Source organism: Paenibacillus sp. O199 (assembly GCF_001636635.1).
GTDB lineage: Bacteria > Bacillota > Bacilli > Paenibacillales > Paenibacillaceae > Paenibacillus > Paenibacillus marchantiae.
In genome coordinates, this window is sequence record NZ_LGRP01000035.1 from 37,412 (window position 1) to 46,419 (window position 9,008).

Consider the following 9,008-nt stretch of genomic DNA (forward strand, 5'->3'; position numbering starts at 1 on the left):
CCTGATTCTGATAGGACAGATCATTACCTTATTTGGAAGTGCTATCCTACGTTTTGCACTGTCATTGTATATTCTTGATTTTACAGGCTCTGCAGAGACGTTTGCTGTGTTGCTTGCTGTTTCAACGCTACCCACCATACTTCTATCCCCCATTGGCGGAGCGATCGCGGATCGGGTAAATCGAAAACATCTAATTGTGTCCTTTGACTTCATCAGTTTTGTAGTAACGGGTGGATTGCTTGCATTTCTTTATGCAGGATCAGGTGACATGGTTATTATCATTGGAGCAGTTATGACAATATTAGCTCTGGTCAGCACCTTCTATCACCCTACTGTTCAAGCGAGTATACCTTTGTTGATTGAAGAGGATAAATTAATGAAGGCCAACGGTGCAGTATCGGGCATCGGAGCTATTACAAACTTTGCAGGTCCTGTGCTCGGAGGACTGATTTACGGATTTGCAGGGATTGAATTTATCGTCGCTGTTACGTGTGCCAGTTTTTTGATTGCTGCGATCATTGAGCTTTTTATCCGGATTCCTTTCTTCAAAGAGACCAGAGTTCAGGGAATGCTCAAAACGATTGGATCGGATCTAGCAATAGGATTTCGCTACATTCATAAAGAGAACCCCTTCTTACTTAAAATTATTTTGATTGCCGCTTCAATTAATTTATTTATTACTCCTCTTTTTTTAGTAGGTATTCCTTATGTTATTAAAGTGCTAATGCATATGGAAGATCAATACTTCGGGTATACACAAGGAGGAATATCATTGAGTATGATCGTTGCCGCTGCGGTCATAGGCCTTCTTGCAGGGAAAATAAGAATTAACAACTTATATTTATGCTTTTTAGGCAGCGGAATTATATTTTTACCTATGGCTTTGGCTATTTATCCTTCCTGGCTGGACGGTGATCAACAACCCATTATTGCATATCTCGTGTTTTCTCTCTGTGCCATGTTAGTTATGTTTGTCATTACTCTTGTTAACATTTTTTTTACTACACTCCTGCAGAAAAAGACGCCTAATGCTTTGTTGGGCAAAGTAATGGCTATATTGTTTGCTATATCGACATGTGCCGTCCCTATTGGTCAAGTGGTGATAGGAACATTGATTGATAAATTTACTAATAATATGTACCTTCTCGTTATCTTGATTGGTATTATCACCATGATTATATCGCTCGTCATGAAAAAGCTGCTCAGCTCATCAAGTGAAGGCTCCACAACTCAAGATACAGTAACTTCGCAGGTCTGATCAGACAGCTGTTACGAAAAAGGAGAAATAACAAAAATGAAGCGAATGCAATTATTTTGTTTGCCTTATGCTGGTGGAAGTTCATCCATGTATTATGAATTTGCTTCTAATCTTCCTGAATGGATTGAAATGATACCCATTGAATATTCCGAGCTGGGGCAGGAGAATAAACACTTAAGCTTCCAACATATGGTTCAGGAATTGGCGGTTCAAGTGCAGGAGTTATGGGACGAGAAACCTTTTGCCATTATGGGTTATAGCATGGGAAGCCTTGTAGCATACGAACTTTATTATGAGATTTTACAAAAGTACAATAGAAAACCGATTCACATGTTCTTTGCAGCTCATGTTCCCCCAAGTCAACATACAGCGAAGCGTTTAACTCGTACAGATGTGGAAAAGAGGGTGAAAGCTAACTTGTCTAGTATGGGAGTAAATCTTCCTATCACAGAACAACAGACCTTGCTGGAGTGGATCGTACCTAAATATCTTAAAGATCTTGACCTCTACGCCGAATATTCGTATGTGCAAGGTAGACAAGGGATCGATGCTAATATCACTGTACTTTATTCTGATGAGGAGAATCAGCAGAGACAAATTTTTGATTGGTCACCCCTTTCTTCAAATTTCTGTATGTATCATCGAATGGGACCAAGTCACTTCTTTATTAATCAGGAAGCCAAGCGTATGGCATGGGAAGTCAGTCAGTCCATTTCTAATGAATTGAGACAGCCAGTTTTGTCTAATTAATGGCTTATTTTTTGTCAAACTTTCAGATTGTTTGTCGAACGCTAAAAACGGTGAAGGATATTCTCTTTTAATGAAGAATATGGTTCTTTAGATCCATATTTATCATTAAAAGAGATTTTTTGTGTTGTTTTTATTTTTTTATCTTTATTTCAAGTTAATTACAATTATTGTAGGAGGCTAACATGATCGACATGAGTCAGGAATACAAGATGGAAATGGACGAGTCACTGGGGCGGTCAATACGGAAATTTAGCTCAGATTATGGAGTGAATGCACCATTTATACTGGCTTCTGTTTGTGGTTATTATGAGAATCTCATTTCTGGAAGTGATACATCGTTTATTGAAGTGAACACTTCCGATGGGGAATCAAGATCTCTACAGGTCCAAACGGACCAACAACTGCTGGTTGATGATTTTTTGAAACAACGGTTGAATGACCCATCGTGGAAGCAGCATTGTACATCTGGGATGACCATTATGATGAATCTAGACCATATGATTTCGGATCGTTCCGATTGCAGAAATACTATAACGCTGGGAATTACGGAAGAACAAGGACGGTTTTTAGTCACATACCAAACGCACTCTGAGCACATAACTCATCATATGATCAAGAGAATGCATGCCCGATTACTAACCATCACCGAACAAATGATTACCCGTACGTCTATTTTACTAAGAGACATAGAACTCGTTAGCGATATTGAAAAGCAGGAAATGGTGACTACCTTTAATAAAAGCAAAACTCCATACGATCAGAATTCTACATTTATCGAGCTGTTTGAAGCACAGGTAGACCAGAACCCTGATTATATTGCTTTTGAATACAAAGGGGAGAAGATTACTTACAAAGACTTCAATGGGAGAGCCAATCGTGTGGGGCAAAAGTTGCGAGAGATGGGAGCCAAACCGGATCACGTCATTGGAATTATTACAGAACGTTCCGTTTCAATGATGGTGGGGATCTATGGGATTCTGAAGTCAGGAGCAGCATATATGCCGATAGATCCAGAACTGCCGGATCAGCGCATACAGTATTTACTGGAAAATAGTGGGACTATGGTCATATTAGCCGAGGATGCTTACATTGACCGTATTCGTTCAATAACTTCTCATGAGATCTTACCACTCTCTGTTGGTGATGAAGGAGATGAGGGCAATCTTGAGCGGATAAGCAAGCCTGAGAGTTTGGCCTACGTTATTTATACTTCTGGTACGACTGGGCTTCCCAAAGGCGTAATGGTAGAAAATCGAAACCTGGTGAATTTTACTCAATGGATGCTGCGGAATCAATTCACAGAATATGACATTGTTTTAGCGAAAACGACCTATGCTTTTGATTTATCGATTTGGGAATTGTTTGTTGCTCCTTTAGCTGGGGCTAAGGTCATACTTTTACCCAAGGAAGATGAAAAAGAACCCTCTAGGATTATGGAAACCATTAAGAAGTGTAAGGTAACCCGTACTTCATTCGTCCCTTCCGTATTAGAAGAATTTACGCTTGCAGCTGATTGGTCTGCACTATCGTCGTTAACACGAATTGTACTATCCGGAGAAGCTCTTCCACTTGCTTTGGCAGAGCGCTTTTACTCTGGTTCACAAGGTAAGACCCAGCTAGTTAACTGTTACGGGCCTACAGAAGCAACGGTATTTGCAACATCTTATGCCGTTCCGCTGAATGAATCGTTAAGTGCTGTACATATTGGCAATCCGATTTCCAACACGACCATCTATATTATGAATGAGGATCGAATCTGTGGTGTTGGTATGCCAGGCGAATTGTACATTGGAGGTGCAGGAATAACCAGAGGATACATCAACAAGCCTGATCTAACTGCTGAACGTTTTCTGGATAATCCATATGTTCCAGGTGAAAGAATCTACCGCACTGGTGACCTTGCCTGCTGGATGGAGGGAGGGACTCTACAATATCTGGGTAGACTTGATGATCAGGTCAAAATTAGGGGGTACCGTATCGAACTTGCGGAAGTTACAAGCAAACTGCGTAGTCTGGAAAAGATCAGTAACGCGGTCGTTATCAAACGAGAAGATAGAGGCTACCCCTATTTATGTGGATACTTCGTGGCTGAAGAGGAAATGGAGAGTACTAGCATTAAACAAAGATTGGCCGAATTTTTGCCTAAATACATGATTCCTTCACACCTTATCCAAATGGATAAATTACCTGTCACTTCTAATGGGAAACTGGACAAGAGAGCGCTCCCGAAGCCAGATTTCGTGAGGTCCGCAAATTATGTTCCGCCAGCTGATCCAACAGAAATACTGTTGACCGAAATTCTGCAAGAAGTGCTTGGATTACAGGAAGTTGGCATGACGGATCAATTTTTCGAACTTGGCGGTGATTCCCTGCGAGCAACTAGGCTGGTGAATCTTGTAGAGCAACGAATGAGTTCAAAGCTTAGCATAAAAGATGTGTTTAATGCCCCAGTGGTGCAGGATTTACTTCAAGTGATTTCTCATTGCAAACAAGAATCTACCGATGTGTTTCTGCCACTAGTCAGGGAACGCTTGGATGTTTATCCGATGAGTTATGCTCAAAAGCGTATGTTTGTTGTTCAGCAAATGGATACGGAAAGCTTGGCTTATAATGTGCCCTTTGCACTGCAAGTGAAGGGGAAGCTGGATGCACAACATTTTGCAAAAGTACTTCAAATGTTTCTTCAGCGTCATGAAATTCTTCGAACGCACTTTGCTTACGAAGAAGGAGAGTTTAGACAGATTATTGATCAAAATGCTGAACCGATTTTCACTATGCTTGATGGCAGTATGGAAGACTTTCCGCAGTTGGTCCAAAATTTTGTCCGTCCATTTGATCTAGACAAAGCACCGCTCATGCGAGCAGGGATGATGTATGGATCAGATGACGTGACCTTGCTGTTATTTGACATTCATCACATTATTTTTGACGATGGCTCCAAAGCTTTACTATTACATGATATTGAACAATTATATAACGGCAATATATTGCCTCCACTAGATTCACAATACAAAGACTACAGCCTCTGGCAAAACTCAAGAGAATTGCAAGTACAGGCAGATTACTGGCTTGCTCAGTTTAATGATGAAATTCCGGTTTTAAATTTGAAGACCGATTATCCTAGACCGATGCAGCACAGTTATCGTGGTAGCAGTATCACGACCTATATTGATGCTGAATTACATCAACAGGTGAAACAGTGGAGTCAACGTAGCAACACGACTCCGTATATGTTGTTAATGAGCTGCTTTATGTATTTGTTGAACCGGTATAGCAGACAAGAAGAAGTAATCATTGGAAGCCCGATTGCAGGCCGTGTCCATCCGGAAACCGAGCACATGCTGGGTATGTTTGTGAATACGCTGGCCATCAAAGCAGAGTTTAGGAAGAAACAGACTTTTCGTGAACTATTGCAGCAGGTTCGGGAAAAATGCTTGGAAGCATACGAACACCAAGAGTATCCCTTTGAACAGCTGGTTGAGAAAAGTGGCGTGGAACGTGATCCTTCACGTCACCCCATATTTGATGTCATGTTCGTGCTTCAGGACAATGTCCAGGCACCTGCATCCCTAGGTGGATTTAAATCTTCTTTTGTCCCTCTACAGAGTGTTGCATCTTCTTTTGATCTCACGCTCAGTATTGTGGAAGGAGCCAACGGGTACGAGCTTCAGTGGGAATATTGCCAAGATATTTTTAAGCAATCATCTATTTCCCATTTGGCTGCCCATTTTGAAAGCATACTAAAGCAGTGTCTGCAAAACCCAGACATGCCATTATCCTCAATGGATTGGTTAAGTGCAAAAGAAAAGGAAACCGTACTTAAAACCTTTAATGACAATAGGTTTGCCTTGCCCACGGAGGATACATTAATTTCCTTATTTGAAGATCGAGTTGAAAAGTCTCCCAATCAAATTGCTGTTGAATATGGATCCGATTTTCTTACGTATACCGATTTGAATAAAAGAGCCAATGCAGTAGCAAAACAATTACGTAATCTAGGAGTGGCTCCCGATCAGATTGTTGGGCTTGCACTGGAGCGATGCACGGACATGATCGTCGGAATGCTTGGCATTCTGAAAGCAGGAGGAGCTTATCTACCTATCGATCCTAATTATCCAGTTGAACGCATCAAATATATGCTTCAGGATAGTTCCGTCACATGTGTTGTAACAGGTTCAGGGAGTGAAAAAATAACAGAGATTCTAAAGGACACGCATGCCATTCAACTTGAAAAATGTCGGAACAAGGTAGAGAAAAATCTATCATCTGTGTCGAAGCCGGATCATTTGGCGTATGTCATTTATACTTCGGGAACAACGGGTAAACCCAAAGGAGTTATGATTGAGCACCTTCATGTTGTTAACCAAGCTATATGGCAGATGACAGTAGGAAATTATGACGAGCATAGTGTGGTTATCCAGAAAACGACACACGTATTTGATGGATCTGTATGGGAGATATTCCCTTGTCTGATTGCAGGAAGCAAACTAAAGATTATCGACGATTCACAGCATCAGGATCCGGAACAACTGCTTGAAATTATGCCGGGTAGTCACATAGCACTAATTCCTTCTATGCTGCGGATCGTTATGGAATACGCAGAAGAACAGAATAAAACGGATAAACTTCGAGCGGTAAAACAAATATATTTGGCAGCTGAGCCTGTGACTTCCGAGCTGCTTCAAAAATTTGACGAAATAACTGAAGGAGCAATGGATCGTCTAAGCAATCTCTATGGGCCTACGGAGGCAACGGTTACAGCAACTTCCTATTCATTCAAAAGTGGTAACAGAGCGCTGGCTTCCATTGGTAAACCCATCTTTAATACCCGTATTTATATCCTGAATGACTTGCAGCTATGCGGAGTAGGTATTCCAGGTGAGCTTTGCATCTCAGGGGCAGGCGTGGCCAGAGGGTACATGAATTTGCCTGAACTCACGGAAGAGAAATTTGTGAAGGACCCTTTTCATGAAGATGGACGAATGTATCGATCGGGCGATTTGGCGCGTTGGACCGATGATGGCAATATCGAATTCTTAGGCAGGATCGGAGAACAGGTTAAAATCAGGGGATTCCGCATCGAAGTCAGCGAAGTAGAGAGTAAGCTTAGAGAAATTAAAAATGTCCTGGATGCAGCTTGCGTACCGGTCAAAGTGAATGATGAACTTTTTCTTGCCGCATATGTTGTGGGTGAAGAAATTGAAGGACCTTCCTATATTCGTGAGGAGATAAGCAAAATGCTACCTTCGTATATGGTGCCTTCGTTTATCAAAGTGATTGCGCAACTCCCGTTAACGTCAAATGGCAAACTAGATAAACGTGCTCTGCCCATTCCTTATCTGGAGGATTCAATTCCGGTAGACGAGTTCCTGAATGAGACAGAAAGTAATGTTCAGCAGGCTTTCATGGAGGTTTTAGGAATCAACACAGTCAGCCTGGATGATAGTTTTTTTGATCTGGGTGGCCACTCACTTCGTGCTATGCGATTAATCAACAAGCTGGATAAAAGTTTAGGTCACAGATTAGCGATACGTGAGATTTTAATGGCCAGAACCGTTAGAAATATTGCAGGGTTATTCTCGGCAGTGAAACATTCAGATGTATACGATCCGATTGAATCTCTGGTAGAAAGAGAATGGTATCCCGTCAGTGCTGCCCAGAAAAGAATTTATATGATTCATGAAATGCAGGGCAGTAACGTTACGTATAATATTCCCATGATGTTCAGGGCAAACAAACTGAATTTGCATCGACTGAAAACGGCATTGGAGAGGTTATGCGAGCGATACGAACTAATGAGAACATCTTTCTCTATCCAAGATGGGGATGTCCGTCAAACCATCGCTAATCACGTAGATTGGGAGTTATGGCATGACGACGCAAAACATGAAACTGTACCAGAATTATTAGCGCAATTTGTTCAGCCTTTTAATCTGAATGAAGCTCCGCTGTGGAGAGTCGGGGTATATGAAATGTCGGAGCAAGAAAGTTTGCTGATGATAGATATTCACCATATTATTTTCGACGAAGGTTCTAAGCATACGTTCATAAGCGACCTGCTGCATCTTTATAATGGTGAAACTCTTCCAGATCTCAAACTTCACTACAAAGATTATGCTGTTTGGGAACAACGCCGTGATTTGCATAGACAGGAACAATACTGGCTGAGCGAGTTTGCTGAAGATTGTCCTGTTCTGGATCTGCAAACCGACTTCCCTCGACCGCGTCAACAAAGTCACAATGGCGATAGCATTGATTTCCCTTTGGATAAAGAAACAAGCGAGCTCATTAAAGGTCTCGCTCGCCATCACGGAACAACCGAATATGCAGTCTTGATGTCGGTATTCATGCTTATCCTGCATAAATACAGCAGACAAAATACTGTAGTGGTAGGTAGTCCGGTGTCAGGAAGAGTGCATCCAGAAACAGAAGATATGTTGGGCATGTTTGTTAATACTTTGCCTATCAGAGGAGAAATACAGCCTGAATATACTTTTGTCATGCTACTGAAGCATGTTCAGGAAAAGCTTCTTGCTGCAGGAGAGAACCAAGAATACCCGTTTGACCAGTTGGCAGACAAGGTATCTTCCGAACGAGATCCATCGCGCAATCCGATCTTTGATGTTGTGTTTGTATTTAACGAAAAGCATTCGGAGCTGAGTGTGGAAGAGACCCGGTTGTTACCTGTTACTTTGGACAGTTTGTCTGCTACATTCGATTTGACTGTAAGCATGGCTGAAACGGACATCGGGTACGATCTCCATTGGGAATATTGCACTGATCTATTCGTGAAAGAAACAATAGTAAGAATGGCAAATCATTACCATGTAATGTTAAAAGCAGTATTGTCTGAGCCAGAAGAAGAGTTGGCGCATATTCCAATGCTGTCAGAACAGGAAAAGCAATCGATTATGCAACAATTTAATGCAACGGACACAGCTTATCCATCTGACCAAAGCGTGGTAGATCTGTTCCATTCTCAGGCTGCATTGACCCCTGA

At 41.6% G+C, this 9,008-nt stretch carries 3 protein-coding genes; all 3 read left to right on the plus strand.

Going from position 1 to position 9,008, the window contains the following annotated elements:
- Positions 1–4 precede the first annotated feature (4 nt).
- Entirely contained in the window at positions 5–1,258 is a 1,254-nt protein-coding gene (locus A6049_RS27945) for an MFS transporter (RefSeq protein WP_095206239.1), read from the plus strand.
- A gap of 36 nt (positions 1,259–1,294) precedes the next feature.
- Positions 1,295–2,008, plus strand: coding sequence for a thioesterase II family protein (locus A6049_RS27950; protein ID WP_063567725.1), 714 nt, complete (start codon positions 1,295–1,297; stop codon positions 2,006–2,008).
- 182 nt (positions 2,009–2,190) lie between these two features.
- Positions 2,191–9,008, plus strand: a 6,818-nt coding sequence (locus A6049_RS27955; protein ID WP_145921964.1) for an amino acid adenylation domain-containing protein, incomplete at its 3' end; no start/stop codon positions are given.

Excerpts from the sequence above, each read along its gene's own strand:
- A6049_RS27950 (WP_063567725.1), top strand. The coding sequence starts at position 1,295 with ATGAAGCGAATGCAATTATTTTGTTTGCCTTATGCTGGTGGAAGTTCA.